The organism is Allobosea sp. RAF48, assembly GCF_052114025.1.
GTDB lineage: Bacteria > Pseudomonadota > Alphaproteobacteria > Rhizobiales > Beijerinckiaceae > Allobosea.
In genome coordinates this window covers 15,876-37,362 of record NZ_JBFRDZ010000014.1, presented here as the reverse complement: position 1 = coordinate 37,362, position 21,487 = coordinate 15,876, and the positions used below count along the sequence as shown (strand labels likewise).

19 protein-coding genes and 2 pseudogenes are annotated in these 21,487 nt (G+C 64.8%); 19 read left to right on the top strand and 2 right to left on the bottom strand.

Annotation, left to right across the window (positions count from 1 at the left end; translation table 11 throughout):
- Nucleotides 1-209: 209 nt before the first annotated feature.
- The 10 genes and pseudogenes from AB4Z10_RS22955 to xylA all read left to right on the top strand — a co-directional run bounded on the left by AB4Z10_RS22955 (nt 210) and on the right by xylA (nt 9,823).
- Entirely contained in the window at nt 210-824 is a 615-nt protein-coding gene (locus tag AB4Z10_RS22955) for a TetR family transcriptional regulator (protein WP_441472713.1), read from the top strand.
- Complete coding sequence (locus AB4Z10_RS22950) at nt 814-2,571, top strand: PHA/PHB synthase family protein (RefSeq protein WP_441472712.1); 1,758 nt, start codon at nt 814-816, stop codon at nt 2,569-2,571. Before AB4Z10_RS22955 ends, AB4Z10_RS22950 begins: the two co-directional genes overlap by 11 nt.
- Nucleotides 2,572-2,579: 8 nt before the next feature.
- The gene (locus AB4Z10_RS22945) at nt 2,580-2,765 is read left to right on the top strand and encodes a hypothetical protein (RefSeq protein ID WP_441472711.1); all 186 of its coding nucleotides are present in this window, start codon (nt 2,580-2,582) and stop codon (nt 2,763-2,765) included.
- 358 nt (nt 2,766-3,123) lie between these two features.
- Entirely contained in the window at nt 3,124-4,161 is a 1,038-nt protein-coding gene (locus AB4Z10_RS22940; RefSeq protein WP_441472710.1) for a LacI family DNA-binding transcriptional regulator, read from the top strand.
- 98 nt (nt 4,162-4,259) lie between these two features.
- A pseudogene (locus AB4Z10_RS22935) lies at nt 4,260-4,535 on the top strand (ATP-binding cassette domain-containing protein); the annotation flags it as partial.
- Nucleotide 4,536: 1 nt separating this feature from the next.
- Nucleotides 4,537-4,725, top strand: a pseudogene (locus tag AB4Z10_RS22930) (gfo/Idh/MocA family oxidoreductase); the annotation flags it as partial.
- Between the two features lie 91 nt (nt 4,726-4,816).
- Nucleotides 4,817-5,872 (top strand): sugar phosphate isomerase/epimerase family protein, encoded by a 1,056-nt coding sequence (locus AB4Z10_RS22925; protein ID WP_441472709.1) that lies wholly within the window; start codon nt 4,817-4,819, stop codon nt 5,870-5,872.
- Nucleotides 5,872-7,053, top strand: a complete 1,182-nt coding sequence (locus AB4Z10_RS22920; protein WP_441472708.1) for a Gfo/Idh/MocA family protein — start codon at nt 5,872-5,874, stop codon at nt 7,051-7,053. The genes AB4Z10_RS22925 and AB4Z10_RS22920 overlap by 1 nt, the downstream gene beginning before the upstream one ends.
- The gene (gene xylB / locus AB4Z10_RS22915; protein ID WP_441472707.1) at nt 7,053-8,519 is read left to right on the top strand and encodes a xylulokinase; all 1,467 of its coding nucleotides are present in this window, start codon (nt 7,053-7,055) and stop codon (nt 8,517-8,519) included. The genes AB4Z10_RS22920 and xylB overlap by 1 nt, the downstream gene beginning before the upstream one ends.
- Nucleotides 8,516-9,823, top strand: coding sequence for a xylose isomerase (gene xylA, locus AB4Z10_RS22910; RefSeq protein ID WP_441472706.1), 1,308 nt, complete (start codon nt 8,516-8,518; stop codon nt 9,821-9,823). The genes xylB and xylA overlap by 4 nt, the downstream gene beginning before the upstream one ends.
- A gap of 107 nt (nt 9,824-9,930) precedes the next feature.
- Here the strand turns inward: xylA and AB4Z10_RS22905 are convergent, their stop codons facing one another.
- The gene (locus AB4Z10_RS22905; protein ID WP_441472705.1) at nt 9,931-10,863 is read right to left on the bottom strand and encodes a LysR substrate-binding domain-containing protein; all 933 of its coding nucleotides are present in this window, start codon (nt 10,861-10,863) and stop codon (nt 9,931-9,933) included.
- A gap of 156 nt (nt 10,864-11,019) precedes the next feature.
- Here AB4Z10_RS22905 and AB4Z10_RS22900 point away from each other — a divergent pair, with 156 nt between their 5' ends.
- From AB4Z10_RS22900 to AB4Z10_RS22865, 8 genes are all read left to right on the top strand, one after another.
- Nucleotides 11,020-11,976 (top strand): hydroxymethylglutaryl-CoA lyase, encoded by a 957-nt coding sequence (locus AB4Z10_RS22900; protein ID WP_441472704.1) that lies wholly within the window; start codon nt 11,020-11,022, stop codon nt 11,974-11,976.
- Entirely contained in the window at nt 11,976-13,232 is a 1,257-nt protein-coding gene (locus AB4Z10_RS22895) for a CaiB/BaiF CoA transferase family protein (protein WP_441472703.1), read from the top strand. The genes AB4Z10_RS22900 and AB4Z10_RS22895 overlap by 1 nt, the downstream gene beginning before the upstream one ends.
- Nucleotides 13,229-13,951 (top strand): PIG-L deacetylase family protein, encoded by a 723-nt coding sequence (locus tag AB4Z10_RS22890; RefSeq protein ID WP_441472702.1) that lies wholly within the window; start codon nt 13,229-13,231, stop codon nt 13,949-13,951. The genes AB4Z10_RS22895 and AB4Z10_RS22890 overlap by 4 nt, the downstream gene beginning before the upstream one ends.
- Nucleotides 13,948-14,646 carry a 4-carboxy-4-hydroxy-2-oxoadipate aldolase/oxaloacetate decarboxylase gene (locus tag AB4Z10_RS22885; protein WP_441472701.1) on the top strand — a complete coding sequence of 233 codons (699 nt, stop codon included), beginning with the start codon at nt 13,948-13,950 and terminating at the stop codon, nt 14,644-14,646. The genes AB4Z10_RS22890 and AB4Z10_RS22885 overlap by 4 nt, the downstream gene beginning before the upstream one ends.
- Before the next feature lie 101 nt (nt 14,647-14,747).
- Nucleotides 14,748-15,809 carry an ABC transporter substrate-binding protein gene (locus AB4Z10_RS22880; protein ID WP_441472700.1) on the top strand — a complete coding sequence of 354 codons (1,062 nt, stop codon included), beginning with the start codon at nt 14,748-14,750 and terminating at the stop codon, nt 15,807-15,809.
- Between the two features lie 28 nt (nt 15,810-15,837).
- Nucleotides 15,838-17,595, top strand: coding sequence for an ABC transporter permease (locus tag AB4Z10_RS22875; RefSeq protein ID WP_441472699.1), 1,758 nt, complete (start codon nt 15,838-15,840; stop codon nt 17,593-17,595).
- Nucleotides 17,588-18,673: an ABC transporter ATP-binding protein gene (locus AB4Z10_RS22870; RefSeq protein ID WP_441472698.1), complete on the top strand. Its 1,086-nt coding sequence runs from the start codon at nt 17,588-17,590 to the stop codon at nt 18,671-18,673. Before AB4Z10_RS22875 ends, AB4Z10_RS22870 begins: the two co-directional genes overlap by 8 nt.
- A 79-nt stretch (nt 18,674-18,752) precedes the next feature.
- Nucleotides 18,753-19,643, top strand: coding sequence for a type 2 periplasmic-binding domain-containing protein (locus AB4Z10_RS22865; protein WP_441472697.1), 891 nt, complete (start codon nt 18,753-18,755; stop codon nt 19,641-19,643).
- A gap of 150 nt (nt 19,644-19,793) precedes the next feature.
- Here the strand turns inward: AB4Z10_RS22865 and AB4Z10_RS22860 are convergent, their stop codons facing one another.
- Nucleotides 19,794-20,699, bottom strand: coding sequence for a LysR substrate-binding domain-containing protein (locus AB4Z10_RS22860; protein WP_441472696.1), 906 nt, complete (start codon nt 20,697-20,699; stop codon nt 19,794-19,796).
- 176 nt (nt 20,700-20,875) lie between these two features.
- Here AB4Z10_RS22860 and AB4Z10_RS22855 point away from each other — a divergent pair, with 176 nt between their 5' ends.
- Nucleotides 20,876-21,352 carry a GlcG/HbpS family heme-binding protein gene (locus AB4Z10_RS22855; RefSeq protein WP_441472695.1) on the top strand — a complete coding sequence of 159 codons (477 nt, stop codon included), beginning with the start codon at nt 20,876-20,878 and terminating at the stop codon, nt 21,350-21,352.
- The last annotated feature ends 135 nt before the right edge of the window (nt 21,353-21,487 follow it).

Here is a 21,487-nt window from a genome sequence, read left to right as displayed (position 1 = left end):
GACGATCGGGCTTTGAACTCATAATGGCCCCACGCGATACACACTGTTTCAATTCGGGCCGGCACAGTCGTAGCGGGCGATAGAAGCGCAAGATTGGGGCCAGCGCGTCGTGCGATCGCACCTTCATTCGCGATACCTTGATTTGAGTCAACGACGGTTGGTATTCTTTTGGTAGAATTCTTCGCGCAATGGTTAGGGCTTCTGCGATGATGGCCGAAACGAAGAAGCGATCTGCGCAGCGGACGCGCGAGCGGATCTTGCAGGCCGCAATGCTGCATTTCTCGCAGCATTCCTACGAAGGTACGAAGCTTCGCGACATTGCCGGCAGCGCCGGAGTCGACGTCGCGCTGGTCCATCGTTCATTCGGATCGAAAGAGGAATTATTTGCAAGCACGCTCGAAGCTGCCTTCGACAGCCGCTTCGACGAGGCGCTCGATGCACCGGATCCAGCAGTCAGCCTCGCGGCGTTGTTCTTTGCGCCACGTCTCGACCCGAAGCTCGGGCTCATCGATCCCATGGATATTGTCGTGCGCTCGCTCGGCCATGAGCGCGCGGGGCCCGTTCTGCGCGATTTCGTGCGCCTTCGCTTTTCGACCCACCTCACCGAAAAACTAGGACCAGCACAGCCGGAGCGTGTGGCGATGATTCTCGCATGCTTCGGCGGTTTGGCAGTCTTCGATGATATTCTCTCCATCGGCCGCCTTGATCGCAGCGGCCGGGACAGGCTGCGAAGCCTGCTGGAGCAAATTCTCCGGCTGTGTCTCGAGGGCGGTGAAAAATGCGGCGCTCTGGCGTCTTCTGGGGAAGCTCGGCATGAAGCCTGACGTCACGCCAGCCGCCGATTCCCTAGGCCTCGAAGCCTTCCACTCGATCGACCGGATGCGGGAGGCGCTCGGCGCGCAACTGACCGGGGGGCTTTCGCCCGCCGCCTTGGCGCTCGCGTATTTCGACTGGATGCTGCATCTCGCGGCGGCACCAGGCAAGCGCATGGAGCTGACCTACAAGGCCGGCAGAAAGGCGAGCCGACTCGCCGCCCATGTGGCGACGGCCCTCATGCAGCCGGACGCGCCCGCCTGCATCGAGCCTTTGCCGGGCGATAACCGGTTCAGCGACGAGAGCTGGCATCGGCCGCCCTATTCCTACTGGGCTCAGGCATTCCTGCTCGGCCAGCAATGGTGGCACAACGCCACCCACGAGGTTCCGGGGGTCACGCCGCATCATCAAGACGTGGTGTCCTTCGCCGCCCGCCAGATGCTCGACATGTTCTCGCCCTCCAACCTGCCTTTCACCAATCCCCAGGTGATGGCGAAGGCGATGGAGACGGGCGGCGCCAATTTCGTCCAGGGCTTCCGCCACTGGATCGAGGATGTCGGGCGGCAGGCGAGCGGCCAGCCGCCCGTGGGCACCGAGAACTTCGTCGTCGGGCGCGATGTTGCGGTGACGCCGGGCAAGGTCGTCTTCCGCGACGAGCTGATCGAGCTGATCCAGTACGCGCCGGCGACGGAGAGCGTCGTAGCCGAGCCGATCCTGATCGTGCCCGCCTGGATCATGAAGTACTACATCCTCGATCTGTCGCCGGGGAATTCGCTGGTCCGCTTTTTGGTCGAGAACGGTCACACCGTCTTCTGCGTCTCCTGGCGCAATCCCACGGCGGAGGATCGCGACCTCGCCATGGAGGATTACCGCGAGAGCCTGATGGCCGCGCTCGACGCGGTCGGCGCCATCGTCCCGGAACGCAAGATCCACGCGGCCGGCTATTGCCTCGGCGGAACCCTGCTGTCGATCGCCGCCGCCGCGATGGCGCGCTCCGGCGACGACAGGCTGGCCTCGCTGACGCTGCTCGCCGCCCAGACCGACTTCACCGAGCCCGGCGAGCTCGCGCTCTTCATCGATCCGAGCCAGTTGCACTTCCTCGAGAGCATGATGTGGAACCGCGGCTATCTCTCCGCCGACCAGATGGCCGGGGCCTTCCAGCTGCTGCGTTCCAACGATCTCGTCTGGTCGCGAGTCGTCCACGACTACCTGATGGGCGAGCGCAGCCCGATGTTCGACATCACGGCCTGGAACGCGGATTCGACCCGCATGCCCTATCGCATGCATGCGGAATACCTGCGGCGCCTCTATCTCGACAACGAGCTGGCGAGCGGCCGCTTCCTGGTCGCGGGCCGGCCGGCTGTGCTCCAGAATATCCGCGCGCCTATCTTCTGCGTGGGGACGGAGCGCGACCACGTCGCGCCATGGCGCTCGGTCTACAAGATCCACCTGCTGACGGATGTCGAAGTCACCTTCGTGCTGACGAGCGGGGGCCACAATGCCGGCATCGTCAGCGAACCGGGGCGGCCGAACCGTCGCTTCCGCATCGCGACGCGCCATCACGGCGACGTCCTGAGCGGCCCGGACGAGTGGTTGCCCGCGGCCGAGCTCAGGGAAGGGTCGTGGTGGACCGCCTGGCTGGAATGGCTTGCGGCTCGCTCCACCTCCGAGCGCGTACCCGCCCCCGCCATGGGCGCCCCGGCGACGGGATATGCGCCTCTCGCCGACGCCCCCGGCAGCTACGTCCTGCAACGGTGAGTCCGCGAATGGAGCAGCCTCTTCCCAGGAACCGGACCTCCGACGAGCTCGCCATCGGCGACAACGCTGCGCTGGCGCGGATTGTCGGCCGCGACGACATCGATCTCCTCGCGGCTGTCTCCCTCACCGTCATGGCCTCCCGGGGGCAGATCAGCGGCGCGCTGGTCGACGGCATCCCGACGTTTTGTCGGTAGGCTCCGGCTCGGATCCGGAGCGGGTCATCGCCGCTGTCAGCATGGGAGTTCTCAAGACCGCGGCATTCGCAGTCCTGTACGCGGACGGCGCCCAACGGGGCGCGCATCATCATTAAAAATGATAATTAATTCAATTTTTTATAACATAAACAGAATGACATCGATCGTAAGATCGCCAGCGCATTTCCAACCCATCGACTTGCGTTTGCGCAACGCGATCGAAACAGCCGATTTCCCCTCCCTCCTCGACATGATCCGTGCACCGGGGCCTCGCCGGCAACGACACATATATCTGCGAGACCCGCGACACTTCAAAAAATGATTTGCGCACCTCAATATCTGAGGTCATGCTGCCGGCATGAATTCCTCTTTCGATCGCGTGACCCTGGAAGACGTTGCCCAAGAGGCGGGCGTTTCGCTCGCCACGGTGGATCGCGTCATCAACGGCCGCCCTGGCGTGCACGACCGCACGATCGGGCGCGTCGAGGCCGCTATCAGCAAGCTGAACTATCGCCCTGACCCGGCTGCCGTGCGGCTCGCTCGCGGCAGCAAATCGCTGCGCTTCTGCTTCGTGCTGCCCGCGAGCCGGACGAGCTTCGTGGAGCTGTTGTCGAGCCAGCTGGCCGAGACCGCGAAATGGCTGGAAAGCCAGCGTGCCTTCGTGGATGTGCGGGAAGCCGACGTCTTTGATCCAGACATCCTTGCCACGCTGCTGGAGAGCCTGGGCGAACGCTATGACGGCATCGCGACCATCGCGCTGGACCATCCCCGCGTCCGTGCCGCGCTGGACGATCTCGCAGCGGCCGGCAAAGCGGTGGTCACGCTGGTCTCGGACGCACCGACGGCCAATCGTCTTCGCTATATCGGCATCGACAATGCCGCCGCCGGCCGCACCGCCGCAACCCTGATGGGACGCTTTGCCGCCCGCCGCACGGGCCGCATCGGCCTGATCGCCGGCTCGCTGGCGCTGCGCGATCACGCGGAGCGCCGCTTCGGTTTCACGCAGGTGCTGGAAAGCGAATATCCGGAACTATGTGCGCAACCTCCGCAAGAAGGACGCGACGACAACGAGCGCAACCGGGCAATCGCCGAAGAATTTCTGCAGATGCCGGACCTTGTCGGTCTCTACAACATGGGGGCCGGCAATCGGGGCGTAGCCGCAGCATTGGAGGCAAGCGGCCGCGCCGCCGAGGTGATCTTTATCGGGCACGAGCTCACCCCGCATACGCGCCGCTTCCTCGTGCGCGGCACCATGGATGCCTGCATCAACCAGGATGCCGGCCACGAAATCCGATCGGCAGCGCGGGTGCTTCTCGCGCATTGCCTGAAGGAACCGTTGATGCCGGATCAGGAGCGGATCCGCATCGACATCTTCATCCGCGACAACATGCCGTGAACAGGCACGCGGTTTCCAGGGACGGAAAACACCAAGTGAGGACAGAGGGATGGCTTTCGACGTAGCAGAACACGCCCCCGCTTCAGCGAGGGGCTGACATGGCCTCCGTCACGATGCGCGCAGTCCGCAAGGACTTCGGATCGCTCCGTATCCTCCAGGACGTCGATCTCGATGTCGCTGACAAGGAATTCATCACACTCGTCGGGCCGTCCGGCTGCGGCAAGTCGACCTTGCTGCGCATGGTCGCCGGGCTCGAGGATGTTTCCGGCGGCGAGATTTTCATCGGCGAAGAGAAGGTCAACGACGTCGCACCTATGCATCGCGACGTCGCAATGGTCTTCCAGTCCTACGCGCTCTACCCGCATATGACCGTACTGGTATGCCCATGACGTCGCCGCCATCGCCGTGTTCGAGATGGCCGGCGGCGTGATCTTCAACTACCGCGGCAGCTGGTGTGCCGAAGGGCTGCGCACGAGTTGGGAAAGCGCCTGGCGCATCACCGGGTCGCTCGGCACCCTGCTCTGGGACGGCGCCGACGACATCCGCGCCGAGGTGGTGCGCGGCCTACCTCAAGCAGTGCCGCGGCAGCGCTTTCGTCGCCAATCCCATCTGAAGCGCTTTCCGGGCGCCCGCTGACATCACGGGAGGATCAAGGATGAAGACGATCAAGGGGCCAGCCATCTTCCTTGCCCAGTTCGCGGGCGACGGGGCGCCATTCAACAGCCTACCCGGCATCGCCCGCTGGGCGGCGGGGCACGGCTACAAGGGCGTCCAGATCCCAAGCTGGGACGCCAGGCTTTTCGACTTGCGCAAGGCGGCCGAAAGCAAGACCTACTGCGACGAGGTCAAGGGCGTCCTAACCGAGGCGGGCGTCGAGCTGACCGAGCTGTCGACCCATCTCCAGGGCCAGCTCGTGGCTGTCCATCCCGCCTATGACCTCGCCTTCGACGGCTTCGCCGCGCCGGCAGTGCGCGGCAATCCGAAGGCCCGACAAGCATGGGCGGTCGAACAACTGCTGCTCGCAGCGCAGGCTTCGCACAATCTCGGGCTGACCGCCCATGCCACCTTCTCAGGAGGGCTGGCCTGGCCCTTCGTCTATCCCTGGCCTCAGCGCCCGGCGGGGCTGGTCGAGACGGCGTTCGCCGAACTGGCGAAGCGTTGGCGCCCAATCCTCGACGCCTTCGACAAGGCCGGGGTCGATCTCTGTTACGAGATCCATCCCGGCGAGGATCTGCACGACGGTATCACCTTCGAGATGTTCCTCGAGCAGGTCGGCAACCACCCGCGCTGCAACATCCTCTACGATCCCAGCCACTTCCTGCTGCAGCAGCTCGACTATCTCGCCTTCATCGACATCTATCGCGAGCGGATCCGGATGTTCCACGTGAAGGACGCCGAGTTCAATCCGAGTGGCCGGCAAGGCGTCTATTCCGGCTTCCAGCCCTGGGCACAGCGTGCCGGGCGCTTCCGCTCCCTGGGCGATGGTCAGGTCGATTTCGGCGGGATCTTTTCGAAGCTGACCCAATACGGCTTCGACGGCTGGGCCGTGCTCGAATGGGAGTGCTGCATCAAGGATTCCGAGCAAGGCGCAGCCGAAGGGGCCCCGTTCATCGCCAGCCACCTGATCAAGGCCGTGGAACGAGCGTTCGACGACTTCGCGGCCAGCGGCGTCGACGAGGCCGCCAACCGCTTGCTGCTGGGGATCGGCTGATGGCAATCGAGGGCAAGAGCAACGGTACGGTGCGCCGCCGGCTGCGCCTCGGGATGGTGGGTGGCGGCCAGGGCGCTTTCATCGGAGCAGTGCATCGCATCGCCGCCCGGCTGGACGACCGCTACGAACTCGTGGCGGGGGCGCTTTCGTCGGACCCGGCCCGGGCTGCAGCGAGCGCAGCCGAACTCCACATAGCTCCCGAGCGCAGCTACGCAGACTACGCCGAGATGGCCGAGCGGGAAGCTTCGCGGCTGGATGGCATCGACGTCGTCGCTATCGTCACGCCAAACCACATGCATGCCGGGCCAGCCTGCGCGTTCGCTGAGCGAGGCATCCATGTCATCTGCGACAAGCCTCTGGCCCATCGCAACGAGGATGCCGCAGCCATCGCTGCGGCGACGGCCCGAGGCGGCGGCCTGTTCTTCCTGACCCACAACTACACCGGCTATCCGATGGTCCGGCAGGCCCGCGAGATGGTGGAGTCGGGCGAGCTCGGCACGATCCGCGTCGTGCAGGCGGAGTATCCGCAGGATTGGCTGACGACCCGGCTGGAGGAAACCGGCCAGAAGCAAGCGGCTTGGCGCACCGATCCGGCGCGCGCTGGCGCCGCCGGCGGCCTGGGCGATCTGGGGACCCACGCCTTCAATCTCGCCGAGTTCGTCAGCGGCCTCAGCTGCGAGGCTGTCGCGGCGCAACTGACATGCTTCGTCCCCGGCCGGAGGCTGGACGACGACGCGCAGTTGCTGCTGCGTTTCGCGGGCGGCGCGCGCGGAATGCTCTGGTCATCCCAGGTCGCGCCGGGCAACGAGAACGCACTGCGCTTGCGGATCTATGGCAACAAGGCCGGGCTTGAATGGGCGCAGGAAGAGCCCAATCGCCTGTTGTTCGCCCCCCATGGCGAGCCTCCCCGCACCATCCGGCGCGCCGGGGCCGGCGCCGGCACCGCAGCGGCCCATGCCAGCCGCATCCCCGCCGGGCACCCGGAGGGCTATCTCGAGGGCTTCGCGCAGCTCTATCGCGACGCAGCGGAGCAGATCTTCGCGCGATTGGAGAAGCGATCTCCCGATCCGGCCAGCATGCTGGTGCCGGGCATAGCCGCAGGTCTGCGTGGCATGGCCTTCATCGCCGCGGCGGTCGCCTCCAGCGCTGCGAACTCGGCCTGGAAGCCCGTCGAGGCCTGATGCATATCGGGATCGACCTGGGGACTTCCGGCGTCAAGGCTGTGCTGACCGGCGAGGACGGCGGTCTCGTCGGGCATGCCACGGCCCCTCTGACCGTCGCCGCGCCGCAGCCGCTCTGGAGCGAGCAGCGACCGGCTGACTGGTGGGACGCCACCTGCCGAGCCACGGCCGAGCTCGCACACAGCCATGACCTTTCCGGGGTGCGCGGGATCGGGCTCGCCGGCCAGATGCACGGCGCCGTGCTGTTGGACCGTGCCGGGCGCGTGCTGCGCCCGGCCATCCTCTGGAATGACGGGCGCAGCGCGGCCGAATGCCACGAGCTGGAAGCGTCGGAGCCTAGAAGCCGTGCCATCACGGGCAATCTCGCCATGCCTGGCTTCACGGCTCCGAAGCTGCTCTGGGTACGAAAGCACGAGCCCGAGCTATTCGCACAGATCGCCACCGTGCTCCTGCCCAAGGACTGGCTGCGGCGCGAGCTGACGGGGGAGCTCGCCTCGGACATGTCGGACGCCTCCGGCACGCTCTGGCTCGACACCGCCGCCCGGCGCTGGTCACCGGCGATGCTGGCAGCCTGCGGCCTCGACGAAACCCGGATGCCGCGCCTCGTCGAAGGCACGCAGGTCTCGGGCAGGCTTCAGCCGGGCGCGGCCCGCGCTCTCGGCCTGCCGGCCGGTATCCCCGTTGCCGGCGGCGGCGGCGACAATGCGGCGGGGGCGCTCGGCATCGGCTGCGTCCATCCCGGCAACGCCTTGCTCTCGCTCGGCACCTCCGGCGTCATTTTCGTCAGCGATTCCGGCCATGTGGCCGATCCGGAGCGGACGGTGCACGCCTTCTGCCATTGCGTGCCGCAGACTTGGCATCGCATGTCCGTCATTCTCTCGGCCGCGGCCTCGCTCGCCTGGCTGTCCCGGCTGCTCGGCGCCGACGAAGCCAGCCTGCTGCGCGAGGCGGAAAGCGCGCCGGCGCAGGAGCGGCTGGTCTTCCTGCCCTATCTTTCGGGCGAACGGACCCCGCATAACGATCCGGCCGCAGCCGGCGTCTTCTTCGGTCTTTCCGGCGAAACCGGCCGTGCCGCGCTGACGCGCGCCGTTCTGGAGGGGGTTGCCTTCGCCCTCGCCGACGGACTCGACGCGCTCGAGGCGCGCGGCGGGCCGATCGCGGAGCTCACCGCGATCGGCGGCGGCGCACGCAGCCCATTCTGGCTGGGGCTCCTGGCGAGCGTGCTCGGCCGCCCCCTGCACACCGTCGCTGGCAGCGAGGTCGGTCCGGCGCTCGGAGCCGCGCGCCTGGCGCGGGTCGCGGCCGGCGATGCCAGCCTAGCGGATGCCGCGGCGCGTCCGCCGGTGACCGCGCGGTACGCGCCGGAGCCCGGGCTTGCGGAAGCGCTGGCACGGCGCCGCGCGATCTATCGTTCTCTCTACCCCACCCTTCATCAGCTCTTCGCGGATACGGGACGCATATCATGACCGTCTTCGACCAACTTCCACACATCCGCTTCGTCGGTCCCGAAGCGAGCGATCCCTTCGCCCTGCGTTACTACGACAAGAACCGGCAGGTGCTGGGGCGCAGCATGGAAGACTGGCTGTCCCCGGCCGTCGCCTACTGGCATTCCTTTGTCGCCAACGGCCTCGACCCCTTCGGCGGACCGACCCTGGAACGGCCCTGGTTCTCCGGTGCCCCGCTCGAGGCCGCTCTCGACAAGGCCGACGCGGCCTTCGCCTTCCTCGAACGCCTCGGCCTGCCGTTCTTCTGCTTCCACGACCGCGACGTCGCGCCGGAAGGGGAAAGCCTGCGCCAGAGCAACGCCATGCTCGACCGCGTGCTGGAGCGTGTCGAGGCGCATATGCAGCGGACCGGCATCAGGCTGCTCTGGGGCACCGCCAACCTGTTCAGCCATCCCCGCTACATGGCCGGCGCGGCCACGAATCCCGACCCCGACGTGTTCGTCTTCGCCGCCGGCCAGGTGAAGCATGCGCTGGAGGCGACACAGCGGCTCGGCGGCCGAAACTACGTGCTATGGGGCGGGCGGGAGGGCTATGACACCCTGCTGAACACCGATCTCGCCCGCGAGGACGCCCAACTCGGCCGCTTCCTCAACCTCGTCGTCGAGCATAAGCATCGCATCGGCTTCAAGGGCACGATCCTGATCGAGCCGAAGCCGATGGAGCCGACCAAGCATCAGTACGATCGCGACGTCGCGACGGTCTACGGCTTCCTTGCCCGGCACAAGCTGCTGGGCGAAGTGAAGCTCAACATCGAGGCCAACCACGCGACGCTGGCGGGTCACTCCTTCGAGCATGAGATCGCGACGGCTGCGGCGTTCGGCCTGCTCGGCTCGATCGACATGAATCGCGGCGACCCACAGAACGGCTGGGACACCGACCAGTTCCCCAACAACGCCCAGGATCTTTCGCTGGCGATGCTGGAGATCGTCAGGCATGGCGGCCTGGGCAATGGCGGCTTCAACTTCGACGCCAAGATCCGCCGTCAGAGCATCGACATCGCGGATTTGCTGCACGCCCATGTCGGCGGCATCGACACGATGGCGCGCGCGCTGCTGATCGCGGAGCGAATCGTGCAGGACGGGACGCTCGATGCGCAGCGGGAGGCACGCTATGCCGGCTGGTCCGGCGCCGAAGGACAGAAGATCCTCGCAGGCGAGACTGCCTTGAGTGCTCTGGCAGCGCGCGCCGAAGCAAGCGGCGCGGGCCCATCGCCGAGGAGCGGCCGGCAGGAAGCGCTGGAAAATCTGGTCGCGCGGCTGGCCTGACAGAACAGCCGCCGTTCATGGCAGGGCAGGCGGCCCGGCATTCTCCGCCGCCGCCTCAATTCGGGGCGCAACAGGACGAAAGGCAGCGCCTGCCATTCCGACGCTGCTCAACCTGGGATTGGCTTCATCAGATCATCGGAACCTGCGTCACGAACCTCTTCGACGAGTCGAAGGAAGCGCTCCGCGAGAGGCGCCGGCTTGTTCAAGGTCCTCGCCAAGGCGATTCCGGTATTCGCATCGCGCGCGCGCAGCTCGCGATGGCCAACTCCGGGCAAGCCTCTGGTGGCGTAGACCCGCGGCAGGATGGCGACACCGAGCCCCGCGCCGACGAAGCCGAGCAACGCGCCGCCGTCACTGCTCTGCTGCACCACCCGTGGGACGAAACCGGCGCCTTTGCAGAGCGCCAGCGTATGCTCGAACAAGCCGCTGCCGACCTGCCGCTTGAACGCGACGAAGGCCTCATCCGCAAGAGTCTCCAGGTCGACCGCGCCATCGCTGCGAGAAAGCGGATGGTCGGCCGAGAAGAAAATCTCGAGCCTGTCGCGCCATAACTCGATCATCTGGATGTTCCGCAACGGCGAACTTGGCATTAGCGGGCGCAAAAAACCGAGATCGAGCTGATCATTCGCCAGCATCTCAAGCTGCGTCCCGGTCGGCAGATGAGACATGTCGAGGACGACATCGGGATAGCGCTGGCGGAACGCTCTCAGGATGCGCGGGAACATTTCGTGCATTGAAACCGACGCCAGGAAGCCGATGCGGAGCCGACCAGCTTCACCGCGCCCGGCGGATTTTGCCAAGGCGAGAGTGTTGTTGAATCGATCGAGGAGATCCCGGAGGGGCTCCAGCAGGAATTTACCGGCCATTGTCAACTCGACGCCCTGCGCGGAACGATGAAACAGCGTCGTTCCGAGCTCTTGCTCAAGGTCGCGAATCTGGCTGCTCAGCGGGGGCTGGCTGATGTTCAGCCGCTCTGCCGCGCGACGAAAGCTTGCTTCCTCCGCCACCGCCAGAAAGTAGCGGACATGCCGAATTTCCATGGACACCTGCCTCGATGACGTCGGCCGAGTGATACGTACAGGCTTTCACACGACACCTCAAAATATATTGGACGATATCGCTCCCGATACGCAAATTGGCGGCAATCAACAGGCGGCGCCTCTGGCCGCTGAGAAATTCGGGAGGTTTTCGGGCTTATGGCTGATCTTCCAGCCTCCATCGAGATACACGAGGAAGGCCCGCGCGAGGGCTTTCAGATCGAGCCGGGTCCGATCGCAACAGCCGACAAGGTTCGGCTGATCGAGGCGCTTGCCGAGACCGGCCTCAAGCGCATCCAGGTCTGCTCTTTCGTCAATCCGCGGGTCGTCCCCGGCTGGGCCGACGCCGACCAAGTCGTCGCCCAGATGAAGCCGAAGGACGGCGTCAGCTACACGGCGCTGTGGTTCAACGAGAAAGGTCTCGACCGAGCGCTCGCAGCCGGTGACAAGCTCACGCTCTACGGCTCGATCTCGCTGACGGCTTCGGAAGCTTTCACGCGCAAGAATCTCAATCGCAGCCACGCTGAACAGGTCGAGGCCAGCCGCAAGCAGACAGCTCTCCACATCGCCCGCGGTGTCCCGGTCAGGCGGGTCGGCGTGATGGCTGCCTTCGGCTGCAATTATCAGGGAGACGTGCCGCGCGAGCGGGTAATCGCGACCCTGAAGGACGGCTTTGCCGTGGCCGCCGAAGCCGGTGTCGAGATCGAGCGTATTTCCCTGTCGGATACGATGGGCTGGGCGACGCCGCCGCGCGTCGAGGCGCTTGTCGGCGAGATTCGATCGAAATGGCCGGACAAGCGCATCACGCTGCATCTCCATGATACCCGCGGCCTGGCGGTAGCAAACGCCTATGCAGGCCTGAAAATGGGTGTCGATTTCTTCGACTCCACGGTCGGAGGCCTCGGCGGCTGCCCCTTTGCGGGCCAGAAGGGCGCGGCCGGCAACATCAGCACAGAGGAACTCGTCCTTCTCTGCCACGAAATCGGCGTCGAGACGGGCGTCGACCTGGATGCCCTGATCGAGGTGGGGCGCATGGCCGAGGCCATCGTCGGCCACACCCTCCCCAGCGAACTGATCCATGCCGGTTCGCTCGATGCGCTGCGAGGTTCCGCCTGATGTCCGCCAAGCCGTTGCGAGGGCTCAAGGTCCTCGAATTCAGCCATATGATCATGGGGCCGACGGCGGGCCTCCTGCTCGCCGATCTCGGTGCCGATGTCGTCAAAATCGAGCCAGCGCCTGAAGGTGACCACACCCGCAGCCTGCCGGGCTTTGGCGCTGGATTCTTTCCGGGCTTCAACCGCAACAAGCGCAGCTTCGCGGTCGACCTGAAGAGCGCGGAGGGGCGCAAGACCGTTCATCGCCTCGCCGCCGACGCGGATGTCGTCATCGAAAACTACGGTCCGGGAACGATGGAGCGGCTGGGCTGCGGCTACGAAGACCTGAGAACCATCAATCCACGTCTGCTCTATCTTGCCTTGAAAGGCTTTCTTGCGGGTCCCTACGAGAAGCGGCCAGCGCTCGACGAGGTCATCCAGTTCCAGACCGGCCTCGCCTATATGACCGGCCCGCCTGGGCGACCGCTTCGGGCCGGTTCGTCGATCACTGACATATTGGGCGGAATCTTCGGGGTCACCGCCGTCCTGGCAGCACTGCCGGAGCGCGATCGCACCGGCAAGGGGCAGAAGATCGGCAGTGCCCTGTTCGAAACCGGGGCCTTCCTGATGCTGACGCACATGGCGGGTTTTGCCGCGACGGGCAACGATCCCCGCCCGATGCCGATCAGGCACGGGGCGTGGGCCATCTACAACGTGTTCGACGTCGCCGGCGATGAGCAGGTCTTCATCGGCGTGACCAGCAATATGCAATGGAGCCGCTTCATCGAGATGTTCGGCTTGCAGGAACTCGCCGGCGATCCGCGCCTGGCGACCAATGCGCTGCGCAATGCCGAGCGGAGCTGGCTGCTGCCACGCATTCAGGAAGCCCTCCTCCCACATGACCGGGCAACGGTCGAGGAACGCTGCGTAGCGGCATCGATCCCCTTCGCGCCCGTCGGCAAGCCCACCGATCTCTTCGCCGACGCGCATCTGACCGCCAGCGGAGGCTTGCTCGACGTCGCCGTGACCAAGCTCACCGGGGATATCGAGACCTTCGGCCTGCCTGCCCTGCCCGTCGGTTTCAATGGCGAGCGCCCCGGCATCGAGCGCCAGCCGCCAAAGCTCGGCGAGCATACCGCCGAGATCCTGGCAGAGATCGGCTACACGCCCCACGAGATCGCCCGCATGAACCAGGCGGGTGTGATCGCAGGCGCCGAACTCAGCTCGCTTTTGTCTTCAGCCGATCCAAGCGGCACAGCATTGGGGAACGAGATATGACGGCGCCTGCAAGCGGTTTGGTGGTCAGCGCCCACCCCGGCGATTTCGTATGGCGCGCCGGCGGCGCGATTGCCCTGCATGCCCGCCGAGGTGTGCGCATGAAGATCGTCTGCCTTTCCTTCGGCGAGCGCGGCGAAAGTCAGGGCGCATGGAAACAACCGGGCATGACGCTCGAAGCTTGCAAACGCGCGCGTCAGGTCGAGGCCGAGGCTGCTGCGGCGGTTCTCGGCGCCGAGATCGAGTTTTTCGACGCCGGCGATTACCCGCTGCATCTGACCTCGGCCATGCTCGATCGGATGATCGACATCTATCGTGAACTCAAGCCCTCCTTCGTGCTCACGCACGCAGATGCCGACCCTTACAATGTCGACCATCCGGAGGCCGCCCGCTTTGCCCGCGAGGCCCGCATCGTGGCGCAGGCGGCCGGTCACAAGCCGGGCCCATCGGTCAGCTACAATGCACCTCAGCTCTACGCCTTTGAACCGCATCAGCCCGAGCAATGTGGCTTCCGGCCCGACCGCATTCTCAACATCACCGACGTCTGGGAGGTGAAACGCAAGGCCTTCGAGGCGCTGCCCGCCCAGCGGCATCTTTGGGACTACTATGAGCGCGTGGCCCTCAATCGCGGCATGCAGGGTGGGCGCAACTCCGGGCGGCCGATGACCTATGGCGAGGCCTACAGTTCCGCATATCCCGAGGCTGTGGAGGCCTTCGCATGAGTGAACTCGGCGTCGTCGTCACCGATATCGAACGCGCCGACGGAGCAGTCATCGACGAACTCGGCACGTGTGGCGTCGCCACGTCGCATGAGGCAGCCGGCCGTGTGCCGGGCTTGATGGACCCGTCGATGAGGCCGATCTTTGCCGGGGCCTCGATCGCCGGCTCCGCGGTGACGGTCCTCGCACAGCCCGGCGACAACTGGATGCTGCATGTCGCCGTCGAGCAATGCGAGCCCGGCGACATCCTCGTGGTCGCCTGCACTGTCGCAAATACCGACGGGATGTTCGGCGATCTGCTTGCGACCTCCCTTCGGGCTCGCGGCGTGAGAGGGCTGGTCATCGACGCCGGCGTCCGCGACGTGAGCTCGCTGACGGACATGGGATTCCCGGTCTGGTCCCGCGCGATCTCCGCACGCGGCACGGTGAAGGCGACGCTGGGATCGGTGAACGTTCCGGTGGTCTGCGCCGGTACCCAGGTACAGCCCGGCGATGTTGTCGTGGCCGATGAGGACGGGGTCCTGGTGTTGCCGCGTCCGCGCGCCGAAGCAGTGCTCATTGCGGCCCGCAAACGTATCGCCGGCGAGAGCGAAAGACGTGCCCGGCTCGCGGCCGGTGAACTGGGCCTCGATATCTACGCGATGAGACCTGCACTCGAGCGGGCAGGCCTGAAATACGTTTCCGCGAAGGAGCGATAAGCTCACCGATCCGACTAGACATCTCCAACGATAAAAAAACGGGAGGATGACCAATGATGGACAGACGTTGTTTCTTGCAGATGGGTGCAGCCGGACTGGCCATGTCCGCGACCAGGGCTTCGGCGCAGAACGCAGCTGCGAACTATCCGCCTGATTATGCGAAGATCATCGAGGCATCGCGTGGCGAGCCGGATCTGATCGCCTATTCGAATATGTCGCCGGGCCAATGGCGCCCGACGCTTGAGGCCTTCAAGGCGGCGTATCCCTGGATCTCCGTCCAGACATTGGACATCAACGCCAACGAGGCGATGGAGCGCTACTTCGCGGAATCCGCGACCGGGAGCCGCACGGCGGATCTCATCGTCACCGTGGCGCCCGACGCCTGGATCGACATGATCGATCGCAAGCAGATCCTGGCTTACGCGTCGCCGGAGGCCAGTGCCTATCCGGTCTGGAGTCTGCCGAGCCCGGGGCTCTATACCGCCGCGCTCGACCCGCTCGTCTTCCTCTGGAACAAGGCGCTTCTGCCCGAGAAGCTCTGGCCGACCAGTTTCGCCGACCTTGTCGAGAAGGTGAAGGCCAACCCGGGCATCTTTCGCCGCAAGCTGACGAGCTACAGCGCCAACCTGACGTCCTACGGCTACAATGCCCACTACTTTTTCGCCAAGCATCATGGCGACAAGGTCTGGGACTGGTACCGCACGCTCGGGCCGGAGACGCGGTTCGAACGCTCGGCTGGTCCGATGGTCGAGAAAGTGACCACCGGCGAATACGTCCTGGCCTATTTCTGCGGATCGTCGGCCGCCCGCACCGCGGTCCGCGATCCGGCACGCGCGCGCATTGTCGGCATGAGCTACATCAGCGATGGCACGCCGATGGTCTTCCGCGGCCTCGGCATTCCCATCAAGTCGGCCCGTCCAAATTCGGCGAAGCTGCTCCTCGACTTCATGCTGTCGGAGACCGGGCAGAGGGCGCTGGCGGCAGGCTCGCGCACGCCCGTCAGACCGTCTGTCACGTCAGAGAGCGTCGGCGGCGCCGAGACCTTCTCGCAGATCGAAAGGGAAATCGGCTCGGGAAATACGATCCTGGTCAACTACGACCGCGGTCTGGTGAGCGATCACGAATCCTTCGTGCGGAAATGGCGCGAAGCCAACCGCGCTTGACCGACGGTACGAAACGAATGGAACCGTCATGAGCCACCTAGACATCCCCGTGTTCGACGCACGCGCGATGCAGCGCCGGACCGGACTCGCATCGGGACTGGCGAACCACCCCGCGCGCAGCGTCATCCTGCAATATGTCATCGCCGTCATGGCGCTGGTCCTGGTCGCAGGGCCGATCCTGCCGCTGTTGTACCAGTCCGTGCTGGACCGGCCGCTCTACGACGATCAGGCGCAGCTCAGCATCAAGAACTACTTTGACCTGTTCGGCTCGGAAGGCTTCGGCACGATCATCTACAACACGCTGGTCTTCGCCTTCATTTCGACGGTCGTGTCGCAGTTCTTGGGCGTCGTCAGCGCCGTCCTGATCGGCCGCACGAACGTGCCGGGGAGGCGCCTCTTCGGCAGCATGCTGCTTTGGCCCTTGTTCATCTCCCATCTCATCCTGTCGTTCGGATGGTTCCTGATGTACGGACCGGCCGGTTACATCACCCTGTGGGTGCAGGGGATTGTCGGCGAGCAGCCTTGGAACCTGTATTCGCTGGGCGGCATGGCGCTCGTCGCCGGCATCTCGCAATCACCGCTGGCGGCGCTCTATTGCCTGGGCTCTACCAAGCTCGCCGATCCCGCCCTCGAAGACGCAGCACGCAGCTGCGGCGCGGGTGCGGTGCGCACGCTTGTCTCGATCACCTTGCCGCTGCTCACGCCGGCGATCCTCTATGGCAGCGTGCTCAGCTTCACCAGCTCCCTGGAGATGCTGTCGATCCCCCTCATCTTCGGCGAGCCGGGCGGCATCACGCTTCTGACGACCTATCTCTATTCGCAGGGAGTGGCGGCCCCGCGCCCGAACTACGGCCTGGTTGCGACAGCCGCGACGCTTCTCCTGATCATCGTGTCCATCCTCGTCTTCCTGCAAGGACGGATGCTGCGCAATGCGCGCCGTTACGTCACCGTCGGCGGCAAGGCATCGCGCAAGCGGCTCTTCGATCTCGGCGCGATGCGCTGGATCGCCTTCGGCTTCCTCTTCACCTACACGACTCTGTTCATCGTGCTTCCCCTCGGGGTGCTCGTGCTGCGCGCCTTTACGCGCTTCCTCAGCCCGCTCGTACCGCTCGCGGACGTCCTGACGCTCGACAATTTCGGCGCGGTCTTCTCATCGGAGGCCAATCTCCGGGCAATCGGCAATACCCTCGTCATCGCGATCGTCGGCAGCGCTGTCGCGATTGCCTTCATCGCCGCCTTGACCCTCGTCGTTCACCGCTCCGACTTCCAATTCCGGCGCGCGCTTGAATATGTCGCACTGTTCCCGCGCGCGATCCCGGGCCTGATCGCCGGCATCGGCTTCTTCTATGCGATGGTCTTCATCCCGCCGCTCGGCTGGCTCCGCAACAGCATCGTCGTCCTGATGGTGGCCTATACGATGCGCTATATCCCCACTGCCTTCGCGAGCCTCTCGCCTGCCCTCCTGCAGATCGGCCCGGACCTGGACCGCGCTGCCCGCGTCGTCGGCGCGGACTGGCTGACGGCGGTCCGGGCGATCATCCTGCGCCTCATCAAGCCGGCGATATTCTCGGGCTTCGCGATCCTCTTCATCCATTTCCTGAAAGAATACTCGATCGCCATCTTCCTGATCGCGCCCGGCAGCGAGGTCATCGGAACGACGCTCCTGCAATACTGGGTCCTCGGCGAGATGGGCACATTGTCGGCTCTGGCGACGGTCCAGATCCTGCTGACAGTGCTGTTCATCTTCGCTGCGCGGACGCTCTTCAAGGTCAAGCTTTATGACTGAGCTCATCATCCAAGGACTGACCAAGCGCTTCGGCGACGTCACGGCCCTCAGCGACTTCAATCTTCACATCGCCGATGGCGAGTTCGTGACCCTTCTCGGCCCATCGGGCTGCGGCAAGTCGACGACCCTTGCAGCGGTTGCGGGACTCGACCAGCCAACGGACGGCTCGATCAGCACCAGCGAGACTGTGCTGTTCGATGGGCAGAACGGCTTTTCCCTGCCGGCGGAGCAGCGCAATTTTGGGCTCGTCTTCCAGTCCTATGCGTTGTGGCCCCATATGAGCGTGCGCGACAATGTCGCCTTTCCGCTCAAGCTCAGGAGAGTCAGGGGCGCCGAGCGGGATCAGCGGGTTTCCCAGGCGCTCTCCCTCGTGGAAATGGAAAGCTATGCCGATCGCTATCCGCATGAGCTTTCCGGCGGACAGCAGCAGCGCGTCGCCCTCGCCCGCACGCTGGTCTACAAGCCGGACGTCCTGCTCCTCGACGAACCGCTCTCCAATCTTGACGCCAAGCTGCGCGAACGCGCTCGCGTCTGGCTCGGCCAACTCAAGGATCAGGTTCGGCTGACCACGATCTATGTCACCCATGACCAGAGCGAGGCGCTGGCGCTCAGCGACCGGATCGTGGTCATGAACAAGGGCCGCATCGTCCAGATCGGCACCCCGCAGGAGATCTACGCCAGCCCCGCCGACCCGTTCGTGGCAGACTTCATCGGCACCAGCAGCTTCTTCCCGGGCCGGATCGTCGGGAACGACACCGCCAACGGCAACGTCGTAAGCATCGGCGAGGACCAGTTCCTGCGCCTGAAGAGCCACAGGAATCTGCCGCTCGAAAGTTCGGTTCGCATTTCGGTTCGCCCGGACAGGATGCGGTTGCTGCAATCGAAGGAACAGCGACCGGACGAGGATGGTGCAGTTCTGTCGGCGCGCGTGCTGTCCTGCAGCTATCTGGGCGCCCGCTTCCAATACGAGCTCGAGGTCGCCGGATCGATCGCGAAGGTGGAATCGCACGCCGACGTCACGTCCTCGAAAGTTTATCTCTGGGTCCCCTCGGACGGAGCCGTGTTGTTCGCGGCATAGGATCGATCGCGAAACCAGCCTCGTGCACGCGCGCAGCTCGACCTAGCAACCCAGCGTTCAAACGGGAGTCCAGACAATCATGATCTCCACATCATCGCGGTCGCGGCCCGTGCTGAAAGCGCTGTTGGATGACACGCCGCGCACCAAGGCGCTCAAGAGCGGCGCGCTGCGCTCCGACCTGTTCGACATTTCCTATGTCGAGGCCCGGCCGATCCAGGACGGCTTCAAGCAATTCCTCAACGACCCCGGTTTCGCATTCGGCGAACTCGCCCTGGTGACCTTCCTGCAGGCGTATGAGGCCGGTTTGCCTCTCAGCCTGCTGCCGGTCACGCTCAACCACCGCGTTCAGCACCCCGCCCTCGTCCACGACCAGCGCCGGGGGAACCTTTCTCCCACGCAGCTCGCCGGCAAGCGCATCGGCGTCAGAGCCTATGCGCAAACCAGCCCGGCCTGGGTCCGCGGCCTGCTTGATGAACTTTGGGACGTCCCGGCGGACGCCATCGAATGGGTCACGGTCGAGGAGCCGCATCTGCCCTCGGCCAATCCTCCGGCGACGGTCCGGCGCGCTCCGGCCACACCCGGACTTCGAGAGATGCTGCTGACGGGAGAGCTCGATGCCGCGCTCCTCGTGCCCAACGAACGTGCCGGGCTCAACCCCGTCATCGACGATGGCCTGCCTCGCGATCCCGAGGCCTGGCATCAGCGCTTCGGCTATTACCAGATCAACCATGTCGCGGTCGTATCCGACCAGCTCGTCGCGGAGGAGCCTGACGCGGTTCGGGAGATCCTGAGGCTACTGGCACGAAGCGCAGATGCCGCTCCGGGAGACCCGGACACGCCGAACATCAATGGAGCCGCAACAATGCAATCATCCCTTGAAAAGATGATGGCATACTGCCTTCGACAGGGAATTACGTCTGAACGCTGCGCGGTCGACAGTCTCTATAAGGACGTTATGAAATTGATTTGAGAATAATGGCCTGGCGATGGTCAAAGGCGGTCCGCCTGTCCGTAAATCGGGGCCGCGGCACGACATCCGTCCTTCTTGCGGCTCAGGATGCCCGAGAAATGGCACGCGGCCCGGATCGATTTCCGGGGGCAGGACGACGCCGTAGCGCGATCACACCGTGATCTCCGCGGGTATGTTCTTCAGCAGAAAATCCAAGAACGCGCGCACCGCCGGCAGAGTGCCGCGACGCGACGGTGTCAGGATGGAGAGCGTGGCGCGATCTGCGCGCCAGTCGGGAAGTACGCGTTCGAGCAATCCGCTCGCGATCGCTTCGCGGCAGGCATAAGCCGGGATTGCTGCGACGCCAAAGTCTTGGCCGGCGATTTCGCGAAGCGTCAGCCAATCATTGCTGAAGAAGACCGGGCGATAGCCGACCGTCGCAATGCGCCCATCGCGATGCTCGAGGCGCCACGACTGTCCCTCGAAGAGCACGTTGCGGGCCAACCCATCCCGGCCCTCCAGGTCTTCCGGTTCCCGCGGTCGGCCGGTCCGCGTCAGGAAAGCCGGGCTTGCAACAAGAATGAGTTGAATTTCGCAGACGACCCGCTGGATCAGTTCGGAGCTCGGCAACGCTTCGCCATGCGCCCGGAGTGCCAGATCGAAACCCTCGTCAATCAGATCTGAATCGACGCCGACAAGGCGCTCCACGATTTCAACCTTGGGATGATCGCGCATGAAGCGCGGCAGGAGCCCCGCGATCACATGTTGCGCGAGCAGTGTGGGGCAACTGAACCTCACCCGGCCAGCGGGTTCAGCCAGCCTCCTCGTGACGACCTGTTGCGCTTCCTCGGCCTCGATCACAACTGCGCGACAGCGCTGATAGAATTCGGCGCCGATCTGCGTCACCACGAAATGGCGCGAGCCGCGATTGATCAGCCTAACCCCGAGAGCCTCTTCGAGCCTGAGAATACGCCTGCTGAGATTCGATTTCGGTACACCCAGCGCCCGCGAGGCAGTCGTGAAGCCCTTATGGTCGACGACTTGCGCGAAGAAATACAGGTCGTTGAGATCAAGCATTCACACCCTCATCCACCCATATTTGGAACAATGCGTTCCAGTTCCGACGATTGTCGGCGATTCCGCCCCTCAGTACCGTCGAGTTGCGGTCAGGAGCGGACAAATCCTGGTCGACCGAGCGGAGCGGCAGTGAGCGCGCGCTCTTCGTTATCCGACCTTCCGTCCAGGAGCCTACAATGAAGTTCACCCTCGCTGCGTCCCTAGCCCTCGCGCTGGCTGTTCCCTGTGCGGCCCAAGCGCAGCGCGCACCCTATGGAGCGCCAATCTCCCTCGAACAGGCCAAGGTAATGATCTCCGGAGCCGAGGCAGAAGCCAAAAAGAATAGCTGGCTGGTGTCGGTGGCGATCGTCGATTCCGGCTGCAATCTTGTTGCCTTGCATCGGATCGACAATGCCAACCTCGGAGGCATCGCTGTCGCAGAGGATAAGGCGCGCTCCGCTTGCCTCTATCGCGGCAACACCAAGGGTTCGGAAGACGCATTGGCCAAGGGCGGGCTGGGTGTCCGGCTACTCGCCTTGCGCGGCATCGTTCCGCTCGAAGGCGGCCTCGTCATCGTCAAGGACGGCGTTACGATTGGAGCAATCGGCGTATCGGGCGCGCAGTCTGACGAAGACGGCAAGATTGCCGCTGCCGGCTTGGCCGCCCTGAAATAACCATTCGACGGGGCCCCGCACCTCCGCCCCGATCTCGCGCGATCCATTACGGCCAGAGCAGCGGACGACATCGACAAAGTGCGCAGTCAACGGCTCCTTGTCATCGTCTGCGGGGTAATCTCGCACCCGGCCGGC